Annotated in this window: 18 protein-coding genes and 3 pseudogenes; 14 read left to right on the top strand and 7 right to left on the bottom strand. The window is 73.5% G+C overall.

The genetic code is table 11. The features are described from left to right. Window positions 1-28: 28 nt before the first annotated feature. Window positions 29-397, top strand: a complete 369-nt coding sequence (locus IE109_RS27015) for a hypothetical protein (protein WP_189553969.1) — start codon at window positions 29-31, stop codon at window positions 395-397. Between the two features lie 128 nt (window positions 398-525). On the opposite strand, the gene IE109_RS27010 is transcribed toward IE109_RS27015, so the two are convergent. Beyond that, window positions 526-1,914 carry a carbohydrate-binding protein gene (locus tag IE109_RS27010; protein ID WP_189553968.1) on the bottom strand — a complete coding sequence of 463 codons (1,389 nt, stop codon included), beginning with the start codon at window positions 1,912-1,914 and terminating at the stop codon, window positions 526-528. 112 nt (window positions 1,915-2,026) lie between these two features. Then, the gene (locus tag IE109_RS27005) at window positions 2,027-3,085 is read right to left on the bottom strand and encodes a LysR family transcriptional regulator (protein ID WP_189553967.1); all 1,059 of its coding nucleotides are present in this window, start codon (window positions 3,083-3,085) and stop codon (window positions 2,027-2,029) included. Between the two features lie 355 nt (window positions 3,086-3,440). On the opposite strand from IE109_RS27005, the gene IE109_RS27000 reads away from it, so the two are divergent. The 3 genes from IE109_RS27000 to IE109_RS26990 all read left to right on the top strand — a co-directional run bounded on the left by IE109_RS27000 (window position 3,441) and on the right by IE109_RS26990 (window position 5,000). Continuing rightward, window positions 3,441-3,632 carry a hypothetical protein gene (locus IE109_RS27000; RefSeq protein ID WP_189553966.1) on the top strand — a complete coding sequence of 64 codons (192 nt, stop codon included), beginning with the start codon at window positions 3,441-3,443 and terminating at the stop codon, window positions 3,630-3,632. A gap of 62 nt (window positions 3,633-3,694) precedes the next feature. Then, window positions 3,695-4,570, top strand: a complete 876-nt coding sequence (locus tag IE109_RS26995; protein ID WP_189553965.1) for an MEDS domain-containing protein — start codon at window positions 3,695-3,697, stop codon at window positions 4,568-4,570. Window positions 4,571-4,574: 4 nt separating this feature from the next. Then, entirely contained in the window at window positions 4,575-5,000 is a 426-nt protein-coding gene (locus tag IE109_RS26990; protein ID WP_189553964.1) for an ATP-binding protein, read from the top strand. 71 nt (window positions 5,001-5,071) lie between these two features. Here the strand turns inward: IE109_RS26990 and IE109_RS26985 are convergent, their stop codons facing one another. Next, complete coding sequence (locus tag IE109_RS26985) at window positions 5,072-5,650, bottom strand: DUF6328 family protein (RefSeq protein ID WP_189553963.1); 579 nt, start codon at window positions 5,648-5,650, stop codon at window positions 5,072-5,074. A gap of 112 nt (window positions 5,651-5,762) precedes the next feature. On the opposite strand from IE109_RS26985, the gene IE109_RS26980 reads away from it, so the two are divergent. Continuing rightward, window positions 5,763-6,368 carry a flavodoxin family protein gene (locus tag IE109_RS26980; RefSeq protein ID WP_189553962.1) on the top strand — a complete coding sequence of 202 codons (606 nt, stop codon included), beginning with the start codon at window positions 5,763-5,765 and terminating at the stop codon, window positions 6,366-6,368. 9 nt (window positions 6,369-6,377) lie between these two features. Here IE109_RS26980 and IE109_RS26975 read toward each other — a convergent pair. Together IE109_RS26975 and IE109_RS26970 are read right to left on the bottom strand one after the other, a co-directional pair. Beyond that, window positions 6,378-8,125, bottom strand: a pseudogene (locus IE109_RS26975) (RecQ family ATP-dependent DNA helicase). Window positions 8,126-8,323: 198 nt separating this feature from the next. Beyond that, the gene (locus IE109_RS26970; protein WP_189553961.1) at window positions 8,324-9,271 is read right to left on the bottom strand and encodes a LysR family transcriptional regulator; all 948 of its coding nucleotides are present in this window, start codon (window positions 9,269-9,271) and stop codon (window positions 8,324-8,326) included. A gap of 137 nt (window positions 9,272-9,408) precedes the next feature. Here IE109_RS26970 and IE109_RS34115 point away from each other — a divergent pair, with 137 nt between their 5' ends. The 9 genes and pseudogenes from IE109_RS34115 (at window position 9,409) to IE109_RS26930 (ending at window position 19,040) form a co-directional block, all read left to right on the top strand. After that, window positions 9,409-9,492 (top strand): putative leader peptide, encoded by an 84-nt coding sequence (locus tag IE109_RS34115; protein WP_366877399.1) that lies wholly within the window; start codon window positions 9,409-9,411, stop codon window positions 9,490-9,492. A 209-nt stretch (window positions 9,493-9,701) separates the two neighbouring features. Then, on the top strand, window positions 9,702-10,823 hold the full coding sequence (sfnG, locus tag IE109_RS26965; protein ID WP_189553960.1) for a dimethylsulfone monooxygenase SfnG: 1,122 nt from the start codon (window positions 9,702-9,704) through the stop codon (window positions 10,821-10,823). A gap of 73 nt (window positions 10,824-10,896) precedes the next feature. Then, window positions 10,897-12,114, top strand: a complete 1,218-nt coding sequence (locus IE109_RS26960) for an acyl-CoA dehydrogenase family protein (RefSeq protein ID WP_189553959.1) — start codon at window positions 10,897-10,899, stop codon at window positions 12,112-12,114. Between the two features lie 55 nt (window positions 12,115-12,169). Then, window positions 12,170-12,724, top strand: a complete 555-nt coding sequence (ssuE, locus tag IE109_RS26955; protein ID WP_189553958.1) for an NADPH-dependent FMN reductase — start codon at window positions 12,170-12,172, stop codon at window positions 12,722-12,724. 5 nt (window positions 12,725-12,729) lie between these two features. Continuing rightward, window positions 12,730-13,914 carry an SfnB family sulfur acquisition oxidoreductase gene (locus IE109_RS26950; RefSeq protein ID WP_189553957.1) on the top strand — a complete coding sequence of 395 codons (1,185 nt, stop codon included), beginning with the start codon at window positions 12,730-12,732 and terminating at the stop codon, window positions 13,912-13,914. Between the two features lie 141 nt (window positions 13,915-14,055). Further along, entirely contained in the window at window positions 14,056-15,198 is a 1,143-nt protein-coding gene (locus IE109_RS26945; protein ID WP_189553956.1) for an LLM class flavin-dependent oxidoreductase, read from the top strand. Window positions 15,199-15,351: 153 nt separating this feature from the next. Further along, window positions 15,352-15,869, top strand: a pseudogene (locus tag IE109_RS26940) (sensor histidine kinase); the annotation flags it as partial. A gap of 212 nt (window positions 15,870-16,081) precedes the next feature. Continuing rightward, window positions 16,082-18,463, top strand: a complete 2,382-nt coding sequence (locus IE109_RS26935) for a phosphoketolase family protein (protein ID WP_189553955.1) — start codon at window positions 16,082-16,084, stop codon at window positions 18,461-18,463. A 256-nt stretch (window positions 18,464-18,719) separates the two neighbouring features. Further along, window positions 18,720-19,040: a hypothetical protein gene (locus IE109_RS26930; protein ID WP_189553954.1), complete on the top strand. Its 321-nt coding sequence runs from the start codon at window positions 18,720-18,722 to the stop codon at window positions 19,038-19,040. A 225-nt stretch (window positions 19,041-19,265) separates the two neighbouring features. Here the strand turns inward: IE109_RS26930 and IE109_RS26925 are convergent, their stop codons facing one another. Next, complete coding sequence (locus tag IE109_RS26925) at window positions 19,266-19,469, bottom strand: hypothetical protein (protein WP_189553953.1); 204 nt, start codon at window positions 19,467-19,469, stop codon at window positions 19,266-19,268. A gap of 635 nt (window positions 19,470-20,104) precedes the next feature. After that, window positions 20,105-21,490 (bottom strand): annotated as a pseudogene (locus IE109_RS26920) (CLIPPER-2 domain-containing protein); the annotation flags it as partial. Between the last annotated feature and the right edge of the window lie 1,201 nt (window positions 21,491-22,691).

Below are 22,691 nucleotides of genomic sequence, written 5' to 3'. Positions count from 1 at the left end.
GGGCGGCCGGGCCGCACACTGGATCACTGTGAGCAAAGGACCGAGCGACGACCAGGAGCAGGATCACGACCCGCGGCGCGTGGGGCGCACGTGGCACGGCGACGGTCACGCGTGCCCGGAGGACGACGACGCCGCGCCCCACCGGGGGCGGGTGGTTCTCGTGGCGGTGCTCGTGCCCGTCGTGGGCGCGGCCGGCGGCGCGGCCGGGTCGCTGTTCCGGGGCTCGGCCTCCACCGCGGTCCCGCTGCTCCTCCTCGCGGCCGTCGTGGCCTTCTTCCTCTGCTTCGCCCTCTTCTCGCTGAGCACGGTGTGGCTCCTCGACAGGGCGTCGGTCGCGGTCGCCCGAGTGAGGGCGGTACGCGAGCGCCGCGACGGCGCTGGACCGCGGGGGCGCTGACGCGGGGCGCCGCCGGAGCCCCCACGCACGTGGACCTGCGCGGGCAGGGGTACGCGCGTGCCGTGACCGTCGCCGGTCACGGCACGCGCCCCCACGGCCCGGCGCCCGGACGGGCGCGGCGCGCACCGTCAGCCGCGCTGCCAGAGCGCCGGGACGTTCGGTGGTTCCCACCCGGCCTGCGCCTGGTGGCCCTGCAGACAGCGGTACGTCGCACCGCCGTACGTGACCTGGTCACCCGCCCGGTAGACGGTGCCGGCCGCCCATGTGCCGCCGGGCTCGCCCGGGTCCGGCGGGTCCTCGGGGCCGGTGGTGGTTTTCAGCGTCAGCCCGTACGCCTCCAGCAGCGGGTTGATCGGCTGGTGGTACGTCGTACCGCCGCTGCGGCAGTCGCCCGAGCCGCCGGAGGTGACGCCCTGGGCCTGGCTGCCCGAGATGTACGAGCCGCCGGAGTCGCCCGGCTCGGCGCACACCGAGGTGCGGGTCACCCCGGTGATGGTCCCCTCCGGGTACGTCACGCTGGTGTTGTGCTGCTGGATGGTGCCGCAGTGCCAGCCCGTGGTGGAGCCCGAGCGGCAGATCGAGGCGCCGACCGGCTGCTGCACGGAGCCGGTGACCTGGACGTTCGCGCCGCCCGCGCCCTTCACGTACGGGGTCGCGGTCCAGTTGGTGTTGGTCGCCACCCAGGCGGTGTCCCGGCCGGGGAACGTCGAGGCCTGGAACGATCCCTGCGCCACCCGGTTGTACCCGGTCGTGGTGGTGCCGGCCCGGCCGCAGTGCCCGGCCGTCGCGAAGCCCTGCTGGGTCCCGCGGGTGACCGGGAAGCCCACCGAGCACCGGCCCGAGCCGCCCATGTAGTACGCGTCACCGCCCCGGATGTCGTACAGCGCGCGCGGTTGCTCCCGGGTCGCCAGGACCTGTATCCGGGACCGGTCGGCGGCGCCGACGCGGGCGGTCAGCGACGCCGCGGCCTCCCGGTCGGCGGCGCGGACCACCACGGAGTTGGTGCGGACGTCGACGTACCAGACGGGTACGCCGGAGGTGGCGGCGGCGCGCGCCGCGCGGTCCAGGGCCGCCTTGGTGCGGTCGAGTTCCGCGAGACTGTGCCCGACGACGTCGGCCTCGGCGCCGCTCGCCCTGATCGCCGCCGCGTCGGCCGCCCGGGTGGTGGCGACCGTGAGGACGGACGACGCCTCCCCCTCGACCCAGGCACCCGCGTACGAACCGGCCAGCCGCTGGCGGAGGCGGGCGGCGGTCGCGCCCGCCTCCGCCTCGTTGACCAGCCGCTGCCGCGCCTGGGCCGGGGTGAGCCCCAGGTCCCGCTGCATGGCCCGCAGCACATCCGGCCGTACGGCGGACACGGCGAGCGTGGCGGCCGCCGTACGGGCCGACGGCGCGGGCGCGGGGCCCGGGCCACGGCCGTCCGACGGCGCGGCCGCGGCTCCTTGCAGTGCCGTCATGACCAGCGCGCCCACGGTCGCGGCGCCCACGCACGCGGCTCTGGCGTGTCGGTGGAACATGGAGGGGTCTCCTCGGTGTCGGAGGTGGGGGGTGGGGAGGTGTTCCGACACCGTAGGGAGCCCGGGCCCGGCGGGGGAGCTCCCACTCGGCCCCCTGCACGGCGTTATGGGGTCACCGGGCGGCCCTGCCGCGCCCCCGCGCCGTGCCGCGCCCCCGCGCCGTGCCGCCTTCCCGTGCCGTGCCGCCTTCCCGTGCCGGGCCGGGGTCCCGGGCCGGGCCCGGACGGGCCGCCAGCCACCGGGTGTAGCTCCCGCTGCGGGCCACCGCCGCCCGGTGCGCCGCGCCCAGGTGACCGGCCATCCGGGCCGCGTCCACCGCGGCGGACGCGTGCGGGTGCCGGCCGAGCAGGTGCCGCCACAGCAGGGGCGTGCCCGCCAGCGGACGGGTCACCATGCCCGGGGTGTCGGGGAACGTGGCCCGGCACAGGCCCACGGCCCGGCCCACCTGCACCAGGTGGACGCAGGAGGCGATGTCCGTCTCGTACACGGACGCCGGGGTGAACCCGGCGCGTACGCACGCGGCGGTGAAGCAGTCCGCGAAGCACCCGTCGCCCGGCACGTCCGTCCACGACTCGCCGGCCAGCTCGTGAAGCCCCACTTCCCGCCGCGCGGCGAGCGGATGGCCGGCGGCCAGCATCACGAACACCGGGTCGCGTGCCACCTCGGTCCACACCAGCCGGCCGGGTTCGGGCGGCGCGCTCTCCCCGCACGTGCCGATCAACGCGTAGTCGAGCCCGCCCTCGGCGGTACAGGCGGCGATCTCGCGCTCCGACCACGACGTCCGGGTCAGCACCGCGACGCCCGGGTCGTCGGACGCGATCCGGTCGACGAGCCCGCCCAGCAGCGGCCCGTGCGTCCCGCCGATGCGCAGGGACCGCCGTTCCGCGCCGGCCGGCGAGCCCGACCGGGCGAACCGCGCGGCCTCCTCCTGGAGTTCCCGCACCGCGGGCAGGACGACCCGGGCCCGGTCGAGCACCAGGGCCCCGAGCGCCGTCGCGCGCACCCCCTGGCGCCCGCGCTCGAACAGTTCGCCGCCCAGTGAGCGCTCGATCCGCTTCAGCTGGGCGCTCAGCGCCGGCTGCGCGAGGCCCAGGGCCGTGGCGGCCTTGGTGAGGCTGCCGGCGTCCGCGATGGCCCTGATCGTCCTGAGGTGCCGCAACTCCAGTTCCATACCCGCAGCTTGACGCCCGGCCGAACCAGGCGGCAATACAAAGGTCCGGACCAATACCGAGGGTTCACCGGTCCCGCCCGATGCCCCCGCCCTCCGGCTCCCGCCCTCCGGCTCCCGCCCTCCGGCTCCCGCCCTCCGGCTCCCGGCCCCGCGGCTCCCGGGCCCTCCGGCTCCCGGCCCCGCGGCTCCCGGGTCATCGGGTACGCGCCCCCCGTACCACCCGCCGGTACCACCGCCCTCGCCCCTCCGGGCCCCGGGGCGGCGGCCGGCGCCGCGTGCGGGCGGGGCGGGTCTGTGTGACGCTGACGGCGGAAGCGGGTCGTGCGACCCCCGCGACGACGGGACGGAGTGGGACGTGAACCAGCTCGGAGACAAGCCCGAAGAGGTCCGCAGGCGGCTCGAGGACGAGAAGCGCAGGGGCCGTCGGGAGCACGAGGACGGGCCCGCCGAGCGGGCGGAGGACGAGCCCGGCCCCGCCGCCCCCAAGGGGCCGCTGCCCGGCGACGCGCTGCGCGAGAGGCACCCGGACGCCCAGGAGCGTCAGTGAGGACCCGCGAAGGTTGGTAACGTAGCGCCACACGGCGGTTACACGGGGGTGGTGAGGTGGGCGTGCTCGCCGGCGATGAGCACCACCCGGGGACGCTACCCGTGCAGCGCATGGGCCCCGGGCACCACGCGTTCCTGTGCTACGACGACGATGCGCCCGGCTGGGACGTCCTGGCCGCGTTCGTCTGGTCCGGGCTGGCCCGCGGCGAGAAGGTCATCGTCCTCGGACCGCCGCGTCTGACCGAGGCACAGGTCCGGTCGCGGCTGCAGGAAGCCCCCGGGCCGCTGCCCGCGTCCGGGTACGAGAGGGCGCAACTGGAGCTGAACAGCATGCGGGAACTGATCCTGCCGGACCGGCGGTTCACCGCCGACCGGCAGTGGCAGCGCATCGTCGAGGAGTCGCGGGCCGCCCGCGAGCAGGGGTTCACCGGGCTGCGGACGTACATCGACATGGGCTGGGTCGCCGACCTGGGCGCCGACCTCGACCTGATGATGGACCGCGAGCGGCGGGCCGGCCACCTCTTCACCGACGGCTTCTACAGCGAGGTGTGCGCCTACGACCGGCGGCGCTTCCCCGAGCCGGTCCTGGAGTCGATGTGCCGGGCCCACCCGGAGAACCTGCTGCCCCGCCTCGGCCACCTGAGGTGCCGGCACGGCGACGGCACCCTGTGCGTCATCGGCGAGGCGGACGCGGTGACGCACGGCCGGTTCGCCCGTGCTCTCGCCGACCTGCTCCGCGGCCCCGAGCCGCCTGCCGGGTTCCTCACGGTGGACCTGTCGCGCACGGGGTTCCTCGGCGTCGAGTCCGCGACCGAGCTCGTACTCCTGCTCGACCGGGCGCCGGTCCACCGGCCCGTACGGATCCGCTGCCGCGAGCGGCACGCGGGCCTGCTGCGCCGCCTCGGTGCGGATCCCGCCGCTCTCGATGTGGCGGGGTAGGGCCATGGCGGTGGAATCGGCCGGGGGCCCGCCCGGCATCGGTGAGGAACTGCTGCTGCGCCGCCGTTTCGGCAGCGCGGACATCCCGCGGCTGCGCGTGCTGGTGGAGAGCTGCGCGGCCCTCTGCGGGCTCCCGGAACCCCGGCGCGGCGAGTTCGTCGTGGCCATGGACGCCGTGGCCGGCAATGTCGTCCAGCACGCCGGCGGGCACGGTCTGCTGGAGCTGGCCAGGACCGCCAAGGAACTGGAGTGCCGCGTCACGGACCGGGGCCCGGGCTTCACCGAGGACGTCATCCCCGACCTCGCCCCCGGCGTCAACGGCGCCTGCCGCGGCCGGGGTCTGTGGCTCACCCGGCTGATCACCGATCGCCTCACCGTCGCGTCGGGGCCGGCCGGGAGCATCGTGACGTTCGCGATGGTCCTGTACTGAGAGCGCCGGGAGGGCCAGGAGAACCGGGAGCCGGGAGGACCACCTGGGTACGCAGCCGTACGCCAGGGGGGTCAGCGGCCGTGGCCGTCCGGGCGCCCGGCGCCCCGCCGGCGCAGCCACAGCGGCAGCGCGTACCAGCACAGGGCGAACCACAACATCACGCCGCCGACCAGCACTTCGGCGAGCAGGCCCGGCACCACGACGTGGAGGATGAGCAGGAGCGTGCACCCGATGGTCAGCGCGAGAAGCACCATGCCGCACATCATCAGCCGGCTCGCCGCCTCCACCACCTCGTCCTTCATGCGCTGCCCGGACAGGAAGCGGTGGATCGAGACGGGCGCTATCAGCGACCCGGTGGCCGCCGCTCCGAGGACCACCGTCAGGACGTAGACCACCCGGTCGAAGGTGGCGAGATCCCGGAACAGCGGGGTGAACGCCACGCTGAGCAGGAACCCGAAGAGGATCTGTACGCCCGTCTGGGCGACCCGGGTCTCCTGGAGGATCTCGTTCCACCGCCGGTTGACCCGCTCGCGCGCCGTCTCCGGCCGCTCCGCGACAGGGTCGTCCCCGATGCCGTGCCCGCACGCGCAGGCGGCGCCGGCGCCGGTGTCCCGCTCCTGCGACCCGGCCGGCTGCTCCGTCATGGTCATGGCACCCTCCACGTCTCAGGAAGACCGGTTGCCCCGTGCCGGGCCTTTCATACTCACTCGATCGGGGACCGGGAGCCGTCTCGACCTGTGGCGTCTGGGTACTGGGGACGGCATGAAAGCACTGGTGATCAACTGCACACTCAAGGAATCGCCCGAGCCGTCCAACACCCACGCGCTGGCCCATGTCGTCGCCCGCCAACTCGTCGCCCTCGGCGTCGAGGTGCGCTTCCTCCGCGCCGTCGACCTGAACATCAAACCCGGGGTGACCGGGGACGAGGGCGGGGGCGACCAGTGGCCCGAGGTGCACCGCATGCTCCTGGACACCCACATCCTCATCATGGCCTCGCCGACCTGGCTGGGACGTCCCTCCTCGGTGGCCCAGCGGGTCCTGGAGCGGATGGACGCGATGATCTCGGAGACGGACGACACGGGCAGGCCGGTGGCGTACAACCGGGTCGCGGGGGTCGTGGTGACCGGCAACGAGGACGGCGCCCACCATGTGATCAGCGAGATCGCCGGCGCCCTCGGCGACATCGGCTACACCGTCCCCGGCCAGGCCTGGACCTACTGGCACCTCGGGCCGGGAGCCGGCCCCGACTACCTCGACGACGAGCGGGGCCACGACTGGTCCGACCGGACGGGCCGGGCGATGGCGGCCAATCTGTACGGGGTCGCCAGGGCCCTGGAGCAGCGCCCGCTCGGACCGCCGCCGGGCTGAGCCGGGTCCTCAGCCCCCCGGCCGTTCGAGCACCGACAGCAGGTCCCCGCCGGCCACGGCGGGCAGCGACAGGGTGCGGTACCCCATGGTGTCGAACAAGACCGTGACGCGGTCGCCCTCCTCGCTGAGCACCGACCCGTCGCCCCACTCCCGGTGGCGCACCCGCGCCCCGGCACCGAAGGGCGACCCGGCCGTGTCGGGCGCCCGCCCGTCGCCGGCGCCGCCCGCGCCGCCGGCGACGTCCGCGCTCCGGGGGCTTTTGGCGTCCGCGCGGCCGGCCAACGGGGTGCCGTCCGCCACCGGGGCGTCCCCGGCCGCCGCTTCGCACACGTCGCAGCTCCCGCAGGGCGCCTCGTAGGGCTCCCCGAAGTAGCCCAGGAGGAAGCGGCGGCGGCAGCCGGTCGTCTCGGCGTAGGCGCGCACCATCTCCACGCGCGTGCGTTCCAGCCGCTTCCGCGCCCGTGCGGCCTCGCCGGCCTGTTCGACCGCCTCGTCGGCGGACACGCCGGGATCGGCCCGCAGCGCGCCCTCGTCGTCGGTGTGGGCGGCCCCGGCCTCCTCCTCACCGCGGCCGTGAGGCGGTTTCGGGACAGCCCCGTCTCCTCGCGCAGCTCGTCCAGGGGGAGGGGCGCCTCCTGGCCGTCCAGGTGTTCGGCGACTTTGCCCAGGGTGTCGTCGCCGGGTGTGCGGGCGGCGAAGAAGTTGCGCATCCCGGTGTCCTCGGGCCGGTAGTGCAGCACCGCGAGGGCCGGCTTGCCGTCGCGGCCCGCGCGGCCGACCTCCTGGTAGTACGCGTCCAGGGAACCCGGAATGGAGGCGTGCAGCACGAAGCGCACGTCCTCCTTGTCGATGCCCATGCCGAACGCGGAGGTCGCCACGACCACGTCCAGCGTCCCGTCGAGGAACGCGTCGTGTACCCGTGACCGTTCCTCGCCGCGCAGCCCCGCGTGGTACGCGGCGGCCGCGAGGCCCAGGCCCGCCAGCTCGTCGGCGTACCGCTCGGTGTCCTTGCGGGTCGCGGCGTACACGAGGCCGGGCTTCGGTTCACCGGCGGCCCGCTCCACCACGGCGCGCCGCTTGTCGTCGTCGTCCAGGAACCGGCTCACGTGCAACGCGATGTTCGGCCGGTCGAACCCGGCGACGACCAGGGCGGGCTCGTCCATCCCGAGCCGGTCGACGATCTCCTGCCGCACCGGCGGGGCGGCCGTCGCCGTCAGCGCCAGCAGCGGCGGGCGGCCCACGCGTCGCGCCGCCTGCGCCAGGCGCAGGTAGTCGGGCCGGAAGTCATGCCCCCAGGCGGAGACGCACTGCGCCTCGTCGACGACGAACAGGGCCGGTGCCGCCCGCTCCAGGCGCTCCAGCACCTCGTCCTTGGCGAGCTGCTCGGGGGAGAGGAACACGTACGTGGCGGACCCGGAGTCCACCGCTTCCCACGCTTCCGCCGTCCCGCTCGCCGTCTGCGCCGAGTTGACGGCGACCGCGCGCCGGGCGTGGCGCGCCGGCAGCCCTGCGATCTGGTCGCGCTGGAGGGCGAGCAGGGGCGACACCACCACGGTGGGGCCGTCGAGCAGCAGGGCGGGCACCTGGTAGACGGCGGACTTGCCCGCCCCGGTCGGCATCACCACCAGGGTGTCCCGCCCGGCCATGACCTGCTCCATCGCCGACAGCTGCCCCGGCCGCAGCTCCCGCCAGCCGAACCCTTCGCCGGCGGTCCGCCACAGCCGGTCGGCGGCTCCGTCCTGTCCTCGCGCACTCATGGAGTACGGCTACCCCGATCTCCGGTGTCGACCGCCGGGAGCCCCACACCCGGTGTCCAGTCCTTTCCCGGCCGTCTTCCCCGCGTACGCCGTACGCCCGGCCGAGGCGTCCGTACGGCCGGCCGAGGTGCGCCGTGCGCCCGGCCGGTGACGCCCCCGGAGTACGCGGGACCGGGCGCGTGCCTCGACCCCCGTGCCTCAGTCCTCCGCCCCGCCGGCCGCCCGGTCCGGCGGGGCGCTCAACGTCCCGCCCAGGTCCCCGGCCCGGCGTACGAACGCCTCCCGCAGGTCCCGCGCCGCCCGCGGCACGGACGCGGCCCTGCGCCGTTGCAGCATCAGCAGCACCCGGGTCGTGTCGCCCGCCAGCGGCCGGTACGTGATCGCGCCGAGCCGCTCCAGCGGATCCCCGACCACGCTGAAGTCGGGCAGGACGGTCACCCCGAGCCCCTCGGCGACCATCAGCTTGCCCATCTCCGCGCCGTCGGTGGAGTACGAGAAGCACGGGGAGCGACCGTCCAGGAGCCGGTGGACGTAGCGGTTCATGACGTAACCGGAACGCATCGCGATCAACGGCTGGGCCAGCAGGTCCTCCCCGCTCACCGCGGCCCGGGACGCGAGCGGGCTGTCGGGCCGTACGCACACCACCGGCCGCCCGTGCAGGAGCCGCGTCGACTCCAGGGCGGCCGGCGGATCGTCGCCCTCCAGGTGGTTCACCAGGCCGAGGTCGAGACCGCCCTCGGCCAGGGCCCGGTGGATGTCCGTCTGCTGCGCGGCGACCACCTCCACCTGGGTGACGGGATGCGCGGCACGGAAGGCGCGCACCACCGGGATGAGCAGCGGCACGGTCGCCGCGTTCACCGTACCCACCCGCACCATGCGGCTGACCCGGTGCTGTTCGCCCGCCGCGGCCCGCAGCCGGTCCACCGCCTCCAGCACGCCGACGATGTGCGGCAGCAGCTCCCGGCCCTCCGCGCTCATCGTCGCCCCGGAGCGCCTGCGTTCCAGGAGATCGACCCCGAGTTCGCGTTCCAGGTTCCTGACGGTCTCGCTCAACGCCGGTTGCGACAGGCGCAGTTCCTCCGCGGCCCGGCGCAGCGAGCCGAGCCGCGTCACCGCGGCGATGTACTCCAGTTGTTCGGTGCGCACGACCGGAAGAATTCCGGCCTTCGCGGAACCGGTTCAAGGGTTTCCCTGTCACACCTTCGTGAATTCAATGGTCCGCGACGTGAGTCCGGTCGGGTTTCCCTTGACTGCCCCGACCGGCGACTGCCACGATCGACGGCATGAAGATGCGACTGGACCTCACGCGGCGACGCCATGTCGACCTCGCGCGCGTCTCCAGCGCCTCCTGTCGCCCAGCGGCCTGATCCCCGCGATCCGCCGCTCCTTTCCCGCGCCACGGCCGTCGCCGCACAGGCCACCGCCGATTCCCCACCCCGCCGCACCGCCCCGGTCCGCGCCGTCTCCACACGCGCTGTTCGCGTGCGGCGCCGCCTGAATTCGCGCTGCATTCGCCCGTCCCTTTTCCCGGTCGGCGTTCTTGAATCGCCGCCGCGTTCCGCAACAGGAGTTCCGCATGCCCGCGCCCGTGAAATTCGCCTACTGGGTCCCCAATGTCAGCGGGGGACTGGTCACCAGCAAGATCGAGCAGCGCACGGACTGGGGGTACGACTACAACCGCGAACTCGCCGTCCTGGCCGAGAACAACGGCTTCGAGTACGCGCTCAGCCAGGTCCGCTACATGGCCGGCTACGGGGCCGAGTTCCAGCACGAGTCGACCAGCTTCAGCCTCGCCCTCCTCCTGGCCACCGAGCGCCTGAAGATCATCGCCGCCGTCCATCCCGGCCTGTGGCACCCGGGCGTCCTGGCCAAACTCGGCGCCACCGCCGACCACCTGTCCGGCGGCCGTTTCGCCGTCAACGTCGTCAGCGGCTGGTTCAAGAGCGAGTTCACCGCACTCGGCGAACCCTGGCTGGAGCACGACGAGCGCTACCGCCGCTCCGAGGAGTTCATCCGCGCCCTGCGCCAGATCTGGACCGAGGACCACACCGAACTCGCGGGGGACTTCTACCGGTTGCGCGACTTCTCCCTCAAGCCGAAGCCGCTCAGCACCCCCGGGCGCCCTCACCCGGAGATCTTCCAGGGAGGCAACTCCACCGCAGCCCGGCAGATGGCCGGCCGGGTCTCCGACTGGTACTTCTCCAACGGCAACGACTTCGACGGAGTCGCCGAGCAGATCCGCGACGTGGGCGCCTCGGCGGCCCAGGCGGGCCGCACCGCGCCCAGGTTCGGCCTCAACGCCTTCCTCATCGCCCGCGACACCGAGGCCGAGGCCCGGGACACCCTCCGGGAGATCATCGCGAAGGCCGACTCCGAGGCCGTCGAGGGCTTCGGCGCCGCCGTGAAGCAGGCCGGCCGGTCCACCGCCGACGGCAAGGGCATGTGGCAGGACTCCTCCTTCGAGGACCTGGTCCAGTACAACGACGGCTTCCGCACCGGCCTGATCGGCACCCCCGAGCAGATCGCCGAGCGCATCGTCGCCTACCGCCGGATCGGCGTCGACCTGCTGCTCCTGGGCTTCCTGCACTACCACGAGGAGGTCGCGTACTTCGGCGAACGCGTCCTGCCCCTCGTACGAGAGCTGGAGGCGCGGCTTCCGGACGACCACGGGACCCGGTCCGTCCCCGCCCACGCCTGACCTCCCCGCGCCGCCCGCGCCCCTCCGCACCTCCTCTCCCCGCACCGCCGCTCACCACGAAAGAGGTCATCGCATGAGCACCACCACGCCCACGCACTGGCAGGCCGGCCCCACCCCGGTGACCGCCCAGGACTGGATCGCACGCGCCGCCGAGGTCGCCGCGGTCCTCGCCACCGACGCCGCCGCCCGCGACCGCGCCGGCGCAACCCCCTACGCCGAGGTCCAGCTCCTCAAGGACTCCGGTCTGGTGACCCTGCTCGGCCCCGTCGAACACGGGGGCGCCGGCCAGGAGTGGCCCACCGCCTACCGCGTCGTACGCGAGGTCGCCAAGGCCGACGGCTCCATCGGCCAGCTCCTCGGCTACCACTACCTGTGGAACTGGGCCGCCCGCCTGGTCGGCACCCGCGAGCAGTGGGAGCACGTCGAGGCCGAGGCCGCGCGCCACCGCTGGTTCTTCGGAGGGGCGGTCAACCCGCGCGACAAGGACGTCGTCGTCACCGAGGACGGCGACGACCTCGTCTTCACCGGCCGCAAGACCTTCTCCACCGGCAGCAAGGTCTCCGACGTCACCGTCCTCGAAGGCGTCCTGGACGGCACCGACCAGCACGTGTTCGCGATCGTGCCGTCCGGCAGCGAGGGCCTGACCTTCCACGACGACTGGGACAACATCGGCCAGCGGCTCACCGAGAGCGGAAGCGTCACCATCGACGGCGTCCGCACCCCGTGGTCCTCCGCGGCCGGCTACGTCGACAAGGAGTTCCGGCCGCGCACCTACAACACCCTCAACGTTCCCACCATCCAGCTGGTCTTCGTCAACTTCTACCTCGGTATCGCCGGCGGCGCGCTGGAGACGGCGGCCACCTACACCCGCGGCAGGACCCGGCCCTGGCTGCACGGTGGCCACGACCGCGCGGTCGACGAGCCCCATGTCATCGACACCTACGGCGACCTCACCGCGAAGCTGTGGGCCGCCGAGGCGCTCGCCGACGCCGTCGCCCACGAGGGCCAGAAGCTGCACGACGACCCCGACGCGGTCACGGAGCAGGCCCGCGGCGAGTTCGAGGTGCGGGTGGCGGCCGTCAAGGCCCGCGCCACCGAGGTCGCCCTGGAGGTCACCAACCGCATCTTCGAGGTGACCGGCGCCCGCTCCACCACCACCGCCGAGGGCCTGGACCGCTTCTGGCGCAACGTCCGCACCCACACCCTGCACGACCCCGTCGCCTACAAGCGACGCGAGGTCGGCCGCTGGGTCCTCGAGGGCGAACTGCCCGAACCCACCTGGTACTCCTGACCCTCCCAGGGGCGCCCGCCGCGCGCGGGCGCCCCGCTCCCCGAATAGAGGACCCATGGCCACCGTCCTGTCCGTCTCCGGCAGCCCCTCCGCCTCCTCCCGCACCAACCGCCTGCTCCGCCACCTCGACGACCGGCTCGTCGCGCAGGGCCACGAGGTGACCCCGCTGGACGTCCGTACCATCCCCGCCGAGGCCCTGCTCGGCGCCGACTTCCGGCACCCCGCCATCGTCGGGGCGACAGAGCTGTTCGCCCGCGCGGACGGCGTGGTCGTCGGCACCCCCGTCTACAAGGCGTCGTACAGCGGTGTGCTCAAAGCGCTCCTCGACCTGCTCCCGCAGTACGCGCTGGCCGGCAAGACCGTGCTGCCGCTCGCCACCGGCGGATCGACGGCGCACGTCCTGGCCATCGACTACGCGCTGCGCCCGGTCCTGAGTTCCATGGGCGCGGCCCACATCGTGCAGGGCTGGTTCACCCTCGACAAGGACATCACGGTGCGGGACGACGGCTCCCTCGCCGTCGCGGCGCCCGCCGACCAGGCTCTCTCCCAGGTGGTCGACCGGTTCTCGGCGGCGCTGGGCCGCACTCCGGTCCTGGCCGCGGCGGGCTGAACACCATGACCGCGCACGTGATCGCCGACGACGCCGAAGCCCTTTCCGTGGCCGCCGCCCTGGCCGGGGAGTTCCGCGCCGGCGCCTCCGCCAGGGACGCCGAACGCAGGCTGCCGCGCCGGGAGGTGGAGAAGCTGTCCGCTTCGGGGCTCCTCGCCGTCACCGTCCCCGCCGAGCACGGCGGCGCGGACGTCGGCGCGTCCACCCTCGCCGAGATCTTCCGGCTGCTCGCCTCGGCCGACGGCAGCCTCGCCCAGATCCCGCAGAGCCACTTCGTCTACGTCGGGGTGATACGCCGCCAGGGCACCGAGGAGCAACGGAGGTTCCTCTTCGCCGAGGTGCTCGCCGGACGCCGCTTCGGCAACGCCCAGTCCGAGGCGGGCACCCGGCATGTCCAGGACATCCGTACCCGCCTCGCACCACGGCCCGACGGCTCGTACGTCCTCACCGGCGTCAAGCACTACGCGACCGGCGCGCTGTTCGCCGACTGGGTCCCGGTCCTCGCCCGTACCGAGGACGGGAACCTGCACGTGGCGTACGTCCCCCGGGACGCCCCCGGCCTCACCGTGGTCGACGACTGGGACGGAATGGGCCAGCGCACGACGGCCAGCGGTACGGTGCGGCTCGACGCCGTGCCCGTCCCGGCCGACCGCGTCCTGCCCCACCACCTCACCTTCCAAGGGCCCCAGCTCCACGGCGCGGTGGCCCAGCTGCTGCACGCGGCGATCGACGCGGGGATCGCCGGGGGCGCCCTGGCCGAAGCCGCCGCGTTCGTCCGCACCAAGAGCCGCCCCTGGTTCGAGAGCGGAGCCGAGACGGCCACCGAGGACCCCCTGCTGATCCAGCGGTTCGGTGAACTCGCCGTACGGGTCAGGGCGTCCGAAGCGCTGCTCCGTGAGGCGGCCCGCACGGTGGACGCGGCGCGCGCCCACCTCACCGACGACTCGGCGGCCGAGGCGTCGATCGCCGTGGCCGCCGCCAAGGCGCACGCGGCGCACACGGCGGTCGAGGTGGCCGGCGCCCTGTTCGAGGTCGCCGGCACCCGTTCCGCGCTCGACTCGCTCAACCTCCACCGCCACTGGCGCGACGCCCGTACCCACACCCTGCACGACCCGGCCCGCTGGAAGATCCAGCACATCGGCCGTTACGTGCTGAACGGCACGCGGCCACCACGCCACGGCCTGCTCTAGTTCGTGTCCGCGCGGTCCCGCCCGGCCCGCGGCCCCGCCCGTCGGGCGGACGCCGGCACTCCCCGCCCCGGCCCGGCCCGCACACCTCCCCCCGGCGGCCGGCGACCAGCGGGCGGCGGACCCTCAGATCGGAGACCTCACGTGTCCCTCACCTTCCACTGGTTCCTCCCGACCAACGGCGACAGCCGCCATGTCGTCGGCGGTGGCCACGGCACCCCGGCCACCGCGTCCGGACGGGACCGGCCGCCGACGGTGGCCTACCTGGGCCAGATCGCCCGCGCGGCCGAGGACCTCGGCTTCGTGGGTGCGCTCACCCCCACCGGTGCCTGGTGCGAGGACGCCTGGCTGACCACGGCGATGGTCTCCCAGCAGAGCGAGCGCCTGAAGTTCCTGGTCGCCTTCCGCCCCGGCTCCGTCTCGCCCACCCTCGCCGCGCAGATGGCCGCCACCTTCCAGCGGCAGAGCGGCGGACGGCTCCTGCTCAACGTCGTCACGGGCGGCGAGAGCCACGAACAGCGCGCCTACGGCGACTTCCTCGACAAGGACGCCCGCTACCGCCGCACCGACGAGTTCCTGCTGATCGTCAGGGAACTGTGGGCGGGCGGGACCGTCGACCTGGCCGGGGAGCACCTCCGCGTCCAGGGGGCCCGGCTGGCCCGCCTCCCCGACCCGGTTCCGGAGATCTACTTCGGCGGCTCCTCGCCCGTGGCCGGTGAGGTCGCCGCCCGGCACGCCGACGTGTACCTCACCTGGGGCGAGCCGCCCGCCCAGGTAGCCGAGAAGGTGGCCTGGATCCGGCGGTCGGCCGCGAAGGAGGGGCGCACACCCCGCTTCGGCATCCGCCTGCACGTCATCACCCGCGACACCTCGGCACAGGCATGGGCCGAGGCGGACCGCCTGCTGGCGGGCTTCGACCCGCAGACGGTGCGGTCCGTGCAGGCCGGGCTGGCCCGCAGCGAGTCGGAGGGACAGCGGCGCATGCTCGCCCTGCACGGCGGGGGCCGCGAGGGCCTGGAGATCCACCCCAACCTGTGGGCCGGCATCGGCCTCGTACGCGGCGGCGCGGGCACCGCGCTGGTCGGCAGCCACGACGAGGTCGCCGAGCGCATCCGGGAGTACCACGCCCTCGGCATCGACGAGTTCGTGCTCTCCGGCTATCCGCACCTGGAGGAGGCGTACTGGTTCGGTGAGGGAGTGCTGCCCCGCCTGGCCGGACAGGGCCTGTGGCACCACCCGCGCACCACCCGGCCGGAGCACCCGGCGCAGGTACCGTTCGCGAGCTGACACCGGCCGGGAGACGGGGGGCGCCGCACCGCGCCCCCGCCCGCACCGCCCCCCCCGCACGCACCGTATTCCTGGCTCACCCCCGGCCCGGCACGAACGCCCCGGGCCGGGGACAGCCCTGATGGCTACCGGCGGCGGTGACCGGGCGTACGCCGCGAAGCTCGTCGTCTGGTCGAGCACAAGGGGGCCGCCGAGCGGGTCGAGCGGGCGGTCGGCGACCTCGACGAGACGATCAGGATCATCCGATCGACGATCTTCGGTCTCCGGGCACGCGTGAGGACACCGGACCCAGCCTGCGCGCTCAGGTCGCCCGGGCCGTGGGGGAAGCCGCCCCGGCGCTGGGCCATCCGCCGAGGCTCAGCAGGGAGGGCCTGCTGGACACCGACGTGCCGGCCGAGGTGGCCGACCACGTGGTGGCGGCACTGACGCAGGCGCTCAGCAACGCGGCACGCCACGCGCGCGCCACGCGGGTGGAGGTCACCGTGCGGGCCACGACCGACGAGGTCGTCCTGACGGTGGCGGACAACGGTGTGGGCGTCCCCGAGGCGGGCCGGCGCAGCGGCCTCGCCAACCTGCGGGAGCGAGCACGTGCGGTCGGCGGCACGTTCGGGATCGAAGGACCGGCGGGGAGCGGGACCCGCCTCGTGTGGCGGGCCCCTCTGCGCGTCTGACCCCGGCACCCCCCGGGCACCGGTTCCGGACATCCTTCCCCCGCGCCGCATGTTCGTCCGGCAGACCGGAACCCGGACCTCATGGACCGCGCGTGGGGCCGACCGGCCCCTGCCGGTCCCGCGCGGCGGGCGGAACCCCGGAGGCGCCACCGTGCGGCGCACCCGGCCACGACGCATCCTTGCCCTGTCCGGTCCACGAAACGGAGAAGCTCATGAGCGACGGCGAGGCCGCCCCCACCACCCTGTCGGCGGAGGAGCTCGACGCCCTGCACGCCCACTGGCGCGCCGCGAACTACCTCGCCGTGGGCCAGATCTATTTGATGCGCAACCCCCTGCTGCGGGAACCCCTGCGGCCCGAGCACATCAAGCCCCGGCTGCTCGGCCACTGGGGTACGTCACCCGGCCTCAACCTGGTGCACACCCATCTCAACCGGGTGATCAGGGCCCGGGACCTGAACGCGCTGTGCGTCTGGGGACCCGGCCACGGCGGACCCGCGGTGCTGGCCAACTCGTGGCTGGAGGGGAGCTACAGCGAGGTCTACCCCGGCGTGCCCAGGGACGGCAGCGGCATGGAGCGGCTCTTCCGGCAGTTCTCCTTCCCCGGCGGCGTGCCGAGCCACGTGGCCCCCGAGACCCCCGGCTCGATCCACGAGGGCGGCGAACTCGGCTACTCCCTCGCCCACGCCCATGGCGCGGCGCTCGACAACCCGGACCTGGTGGTGGCCTGCGTCATCGGGGACGGCGAGGCGGAGACGGGCCCGCTCGCCGGCTCATGGCACGCCAACAAGTTCCTCGACCCCGTCCACGACGGCGCCGTGCTGCCCGTGCTCCACCTCAACGGCTACAAGATCGCCAACCCGACGGTCCTGTCGCGCCTGCCGCGCGAGGAGCTGGACGAACTGCTGCGCGGCTATGGTCACGACCCCCTCCACGTGTCCGGTGACGACCCGGCCGAAGTGCACCGGGCGATGGCCGCCGCCATGGACCGGGCCCTGGACCGGATCGCCGCCGTCCAGAGCGCCGCCCGCGAGCACGGCGTCACCGGCCGGCCGCGCTGGCCGGTGATCGTCCTCCGGACGCCCAAGGGCTGGACGGGCCCCGCCGAGGTGGACGGACAGCCGGTGGAGGGCACCTGGCGCGCGCACCAGGTGCCCCTGTCCGGCGTCCGCGAGAACCCGCGACACCTGGCGCAGCTGGAGGCGTGGCTGCGCTCGTACCGCCCCGAAGAGCTCTTCGACGACCTGGGCCGTCCCCGCCCCCGGGTGCTGGAGTGCGTACCGGAGGGGAAGCGCAGGCTCGGGGCGACTCCGCACGCCAACGGGGGACTCCTCACGCGGGACCTGCCGATCGCCCCTCTGGAGCGCTTCGCCGTCCCCGTGGAGAAGCCCGGCGCGGGCCGCCACGAGCCCACGCAGGTGCTCGGCGAGCTCCTCGAACAGGTGATGGCGGACACCGCGGCGCGGCGCGACTTCCGCCTGGTGGGGCCGGACGAGACCGCCTCCAACCGGTTGCAGGCCGTCTACGGGGCGACCGGCAAGGCGTGGCAGGAGCGGACCCTCGGCACGGACGAGCACCTGGACCGGCACGGCCGGGTCATGGAGATCCTCTCCGAGCACCTGTGCCAGGGCTGGCTGGAGGGGTACCTGCTGACCGGCCGCCACGGGCTGTTCTCCTGCTACGAGGCGTTCGTCCACATCGTCGACTCCATGGTCAACCAGCACATCAAGTGGCTGAAGACGTCCCGTGCCCTGCCGTGGCGGGCCCCCGTCCCCTCGCTCACCTACCTGCTCACCTCCCATGTGTGGCGCCAGGACCACAACGGCTTCTCGCACCAGGACCCGGGCTTCGTCGACCACGTCCTCAACAAGAGCCCCGACGTCGTGCGGGTCTACCTGCCGCCGGACGCCAACACCCTGCTGTCGGTGGCCGACCACGTGCTGCGTAGCCGCGACCACGTGAACGTCGTGGTGGCCGGCAAGCAGCCCACGTTCGACTGGCTCTCCCTCGACCAGGCGCGCGCCCACTGCGCGCGCGGCGCCGGGATCTGGGACTGGGCCGGTACACAGGACGAGGCGGGCGATCCCGACGCGGTCCTCGCGTGCGCCGGTGACGTCCCCACCCAGGAGGTCCTCGCGGCGGTCAGCCTCCTGCGCGCCGAACTGCCCGACCTGGCGGTGCGGGTGGTCAACGTGGTGGACCTGGCCCGGCTCATGCCGCACGAGGAGCACCCGCACGGCATGACCGACGCCGAGTACGACGCGCTGTTCACCCCCGACAAGCCGGTGGTCTTCGCGTACCACGGCTACCCCTGGCTCATCCACCGTCTCGCCTACCGCCGTACCGGACACGGCAACCTGCACGTCCGCGGCTACAAGGAGACGGGTACCACCACCACGCCCTTCGACATGGTCGTCCGCAACGACCTCGATCGCTACCGGCTCGTCATGGACGTCATCGACCGCGTCCCGGGCCTCGCGGTGAAGGCCGCGGTCGTCCGGCAGCGGATGGAGGACGCCCGCACCCGCCACCACGCCTACATCCGCGAACACGGCACCGACATGCCGGAAGTCGCCGACTGGGCGTGGACCGACTGAACGCCCCCGCCCGGCCGTGAAGGCGGGTTCGCCGACGCCTGCCCCGCGCAGGACGGGAAGCCGTCGAGCGGTACGAGGCCAGCACGACACCACGAAGGAATGGTGAAGCCGGTACGACCGGCGTGAGCCCACGCCTCCGGAAAGCCTCGATACGCCGCCCCTCAGACGGGGCAAAGCCCGTCACCCGGCAGGCTTGACGGGCTTTACTGGCCGGGGTCGGGCGCCACAGGGCGCCAATGATCAGCAAGGGGAACAGATGCGCGACCTCCTCATGTCGGCCGGCACGCTGGCCGCCGCCGGCCTGCTCACCGTGGGGCTGACCACGTCCGCGAGCGCGGCCACCGGCACGGCGTACATGACGCAGGCCGGTCGGACCACGACGTACACCAATCCGGCGCCGCGTACCTGCATGTCCAGCGACCCGGCGAAGGGAGACGTCACCTTCGGCAACCGGACGGACAAGGTGGCGTGGGTCTTCCACGCACCCGGGTGCGAACCCGGGTACCACGTCGAGTACCTGCGTATCGGCCAGACGCTCACTCGGCCCGCGGGCTGGTCGGTCGTCTTCGTCCAGTGACGTGACCTGCCGGGTGCTCGACGGGCGGCACCGTGACCGCCCGGCGAGCACGTGCCTGCTCGGGGGTGTCGAGCGCCGGCCCGGCGTTGGCTCCCGGGCCGGAGGTGCTTCCGGACGGCGGTGCCTCCCGGCCCGCGCGGCGGTCGCGGGCAGGGAGGCACCGCCGGTCGGGGCCTGGCCGGTGCCGGCCGTGTCGGTCGCGTGTCCGTGCGGCCGTCGGCGGGTTCAGTCGTTGGCGCAGGGCTCGCTGAGTACGGGCGGTTCGTCCGGGTCGGGCAGGGTGGCCCGGTAGGCGGCCTCGTCGACCTCTTCGTAGCCGAGGTCGGTGTAGGGAGTGGGATCCTTGAGGTTGTGGACGATCTGGACGCCTTCACCGGGCTTGGTGAAGTAGCGCGGCTGCGTGCTGGACGGGCTGGTGCTGTCGCTCATGTCCGGGCTCCCTAGTCGCTGATCTTGTGCCAGAACAGGTGTGCGTTGTTCATGTGGGCGTAGCGCAGCACCGAGTCCTCGGTCGGCGCGGGGCCGGAGAGGGCGGCGACGGCTCGTACGACGATGCGTCCGGTGGTGCGTACGCGTCGGGTGACGGAGCCCTGGCCCAGGACGCAGGCCTGCATGCTGCTGCCGGTGTTCATCGTGAACTGGTGCTGGACGACGAGGTCGGAGCCGATGACGCCCTGCCCGTCGATGCGCAGACCGAGGCTGACCCACAGGTTGGTGTGGGGTCCGGCCACGGCGCAGATCTGTCCCCAGCCGGTGGCGGTGACCTCGTAGATCCCGGCTTCGGGCAGGACCGCGGCCGCGCCGGTGGGCCGCCACGCGGCGGTGCGCGGCAGGTTGACCTCGGAGCTGTTGTGGACTTCGCCGCTGATGGGGGACAGGCGGGCGCCGATGCTCCAGGTGTCGGGGCAGTTGCGGCCGCCGGTGTCGGTGACGTCGATGTCGATCGACCGGGAGCGGCCGACGGTGCCGCCCGGGGCGATGCCGGACAGGACCGTACGGGGCGCCAGCAGCCCTTGAGGGGTCTGGGTGAGGGAGTTGCAGGTGCGGGGGTCGAGATCCACGGTGCATTCCGCGCCGCAGGAGTTGGCGTTCTCGACGCAGATGGTGACGGTGTCGGTGTTGTTCCCGGGGCGGGGGTCGGTCTCGTCGGCGTCCGCGGTGGCGGTGTTGGTGAGGGGGCCGGCCTGGGTGGCCTTGGCCCGGAGGGTGAGAGTGGCGGTGGCGCCGTCGGCCAGGTCTCCGACCGTCCAGCGGCCGGTTGCCGGGTCGTAGGAGCCGGCGGTCGCGGCGGCGGAGAGGAAGGCGAGGTTGTCGGGCAGCCGGTCGGTGACCGTGGCGCCTGTGGCCTGGTTGGGGCCGGTGTTGCGGATGGTGATGCGGTAGGTGACGGTCTGGCCGACGGTGACGGTGGTGGCGTCGGCGGATTTGACCACCCTGAGGTCGGCCGCCGCGCGGACCTCGGTCACCGCCTCGTTCGACGTGGCCGTCAGCGGCTCGGGGGTGGGACCGAGGCGGTTCTCGTAGGTGGCGGTCGCGGTGTTGGTGACGCGTCCGCCGGCACTGGCCTCGTCGATGGTGACCCGGTACTCCGCGGTGGTGCCCTCGGGCACGGTCTCGGTGCTGGGCAGGCTGCCTCCCTGCCCGCTGGTCGCCCCGCTGCCGAGGCGGAAGACGACCCGGTTGTCCTGGGCGTCGAAGTACGCCTGATCGTCGCCCGCCTCGTCGGTCTTGGCACCGGTGTTGGGGCCCTCGACGATGCGCAGCGACCCGGGCAGGTAGGTCGTTCCGGCGGGGATGGCGTCGGTCAGGACGAGGTTCTCGGCCGCGCTGCCGCCCTCGTTCCTGGCGGTGACGCGGTAGGTGATGACGTCCCCCACCTCCAGCGGCCCCTCGGGGATCGCGGACTTGGTGAGCACCACCAGGGGCGCGGTGCCGAAGAAGACCCCGTCCACGAGATTGCCGACCCGGGGGTTGCCTCCGGCCGCCGCCACCGAGCGCAGGGCGAAGCGGGTCGTCGTCTGCCCGGCCGGCACCGTGTAGGTGCCCACGTAGTAGCCCCAGGCGGTGTTGCCGTCGGTGAACCGCCGCTGCTCGACCACCGCTCCCGGCGCGCCGATGTCCAGTGCCATGGTGTCCTGGCCCGCGGTCCCGCGGTGATACAGCCGCCAGTACAGCGTCGTGCCGGGTGTGGTCGGCAGGTCCTGGTACAGGGTGGACACGGAGTTGGCGTTGAGCTCGGCGAACTGCGTCCCGTCGGGAGCCGGTACGCCTGCGTTGCCCGACCGCCACAGTTCGATCCTGTGGTCGGGCGCGGTGGTCAGCCAGCCGGGCACCCGCCGTGGCGCCTGGGTCTGGGAGGCGTCCGGTACGAGTTCCCAGCGTTCGACGCCACTGGGTTCTTCGAAGCTGCCGTTGACGAGCGCTGTACGGAGCGGGGTGGGAGTGGTCACTGTCTTCCCCCTTCGGTCCTGCTTGACGCGCCGCCGACCAGGCCCCGGAGACGCGGACGGTAGGCGGGCTACTGGTGGCCCGGAAGGACAGCACGTCCAATGCCTCGGCCGACAGGAACCGACCTACCGTTCCGGTCATCGCTGCGGGGCCGGTTTGACGGGCATGCGCATGGGACATATGACGGACCCCCACTCGCGGGGTCTTGCCCCGCGTATGCCACAGGCCCTACTTGTGCACCGATTCGATCAGTCGTCACCCTGTGAATGGCCGAGATAGGTCAAAGAACTGACAGGACGCACTCCCCGATCGAGTGAATCGAGTTGCGTGATATTGACGTGCTGCCTTCATCGCGCAACCGCCGAACCGGGCCGGTCGCGGTGCCGCACCGGCCCGGAAAACGGTTCCGGACAGCGCTGTCAGGCGACGGCGAGCCCGTATGCTCGGCCCAACTCCCGCGCCTGCACGGCCTCTTGCTTGGCCAGGTGCATCTCACGGAGCCCCCGGCGCTCAGCGCCAAGGGCTCCGTGTGCCGTGACCGGTTGACCGGCCGGCCTGCAGGGCCGCTGTCCCGGGTACAGATCCCGCGACCACTCGCCAGCGCCTTCCCGTCCAGCGGCTCACTCGCTGCTGAAGAGGCGTCGAGGGCGCACCGGCGCCGATCTTCTGTGCGCACCGTGCGCCCACTGGTGGACACCCGCTCAGCGGGCGGCCGCACACCCATCGTCGCTGCTCATCCGGTCGCCCCGTGGTACTGAAGCCACGGACATCCGATTCGGTCGGGGCGTACGGAACCCACCGCCCAAGATCGGTACCTCCGCCCGGCGGGGGCGCCCGGAGCTGGACGAGGGCGAGGACGGTCGGCAGACCTGATGGTGTGTTGGGTTCGGACTGCGAGGGTGAGGTCGCTGACGGTGTGGTGGTGGAGCGTTCGCCGGCTCGCTTTATCCGCGGTTTACGTGGCGGACATGGGGTAGTCGGGGGCTGGGAGCGTTGATCTTGACGCGGCGCTTCCGCCCTCGTGGAGTGCATGAAGTGCTTCGCACGTACTGGATGGATGCATCGCCATGAACCTCGGGACCCCGGCCGGCAACCCCAACGATCCTGCTGGCACCGGCCCTGTCGGGCACCGTCCCCGTCGCCTGTCGACCGAGACGAAGTCGGCTCTGAAGACGACCGAATTCTTCATCTACCTCGCCTCCG

Origin of the sequence: Streptomyces lavendofoliae (assembly GCF_014649735.1) — a bacterium.
In the GTDB taxonomy this organism is placed as follows: Bacteria; Actinomycetota; Actinomycetes; order Streptomycetales; family Streptomycetaceae; genus Streptomyces; species Streptomyces lavendofoliae.
Note: the sequence above shows the minus strand (reverse complement) of the source record. Positions and strands in the feature narration are given on the sequence as shown.

Excerpts from the sequence above, each read along its gene's own strand:
- IE109_RS27010 (WP_189553968.1), bottom strand. The coding sequence starts at position 1,914 with ATGTTCCACCGACACGCCAGAGCCGCGTGCGTGGGCGCCGCGACCGTG.
- IE109_RS27005 (WP_189553967.1), bottom strand. The coding sequence starts at position 3,085 with ATGGAACTGGAGTTGCGGCACCTCAGGACGATCAGGGCCATCGCGGAC.
- IE109_RS26990 (WP_189553964.1), top strand. The coding sequence starts at position 4,575 with ATGGCGGTGGAATCGGCCGGGGGCCCGCCCGGCATCGGTGAGGAACTG.
- IE109_RS26985 (WP_189553963.1), bottom strand. The coding sequence starts at position 5,650 with ATGACCATGACGGAGCAGCCGGCCGGGTCGCAGGAGCGGGACACCGGC.
- IE109_RS26980 (WP_189553962.1), top strand. The coding sequence starts at position 5,763 with ATGAAAGCACTGGTGATCAACTGCACACTCAAGGAATCGCCCGAGCCG.
- IE109_RS34115 (WP_366877399.1), top strand. The coding sequence starts at position 9,409 with ATGAAGATGCGACTGGACCTCACGCGGCGACGCCATGTCGACCTCGCG.
- sfnG (WP_189553960.1), top strand. The coding sequence starts at position 9,702 with ATGCCCGCGCCCGTGAAATTCGCCTACTGGGTCCCCAATGTCAGCGGG.
- IE109_RS26960 (WP_189553959.1), top strand. The coding sequence starts at position 10,897 with ATGAGCACCACCACGCCCACGCACTGGCAGGCCGGCCCCACCCCGGTG.
- ssuE (WP_189553958.1), top strand. The coding sequence starts at position 12,170 with ATGGCCACCGTCCTGTCCGTCTCCGGCAGCCCCTCCGCCTCCTCCCGC.
- IE109_RS26950 (WP_189553957.1), top strand. The coding sequence starts at position 12,730 with ATGACCGCGCACGTGATCGCCGACGACGCCGAAGCCCTTTCCGTGGCC.
- IE109_RS26935 (WP_189553955.1), top strand. The coding sequence starts at position 16,082 with ATGAGCGACGGCGAGGCCGCCCCCACCACCCTGTCGGCGGAGGAGCTC.
- IE109_RS26930 (WP_189553954.1), top strand. The coding sequence starts at position 18,720 with ATGCGCGACCTCCTCATGTCGGCCGGCACGCTGGCCGCCGCCGGCCTG.
- IE109_RS26925 (WP_189553953.1), bottom strand. The coding sequence starts at position 19,469 with ATGAGCGACAGCACCAGCCCGTCCAGCACGCAGCCGCGCTACTTCACC.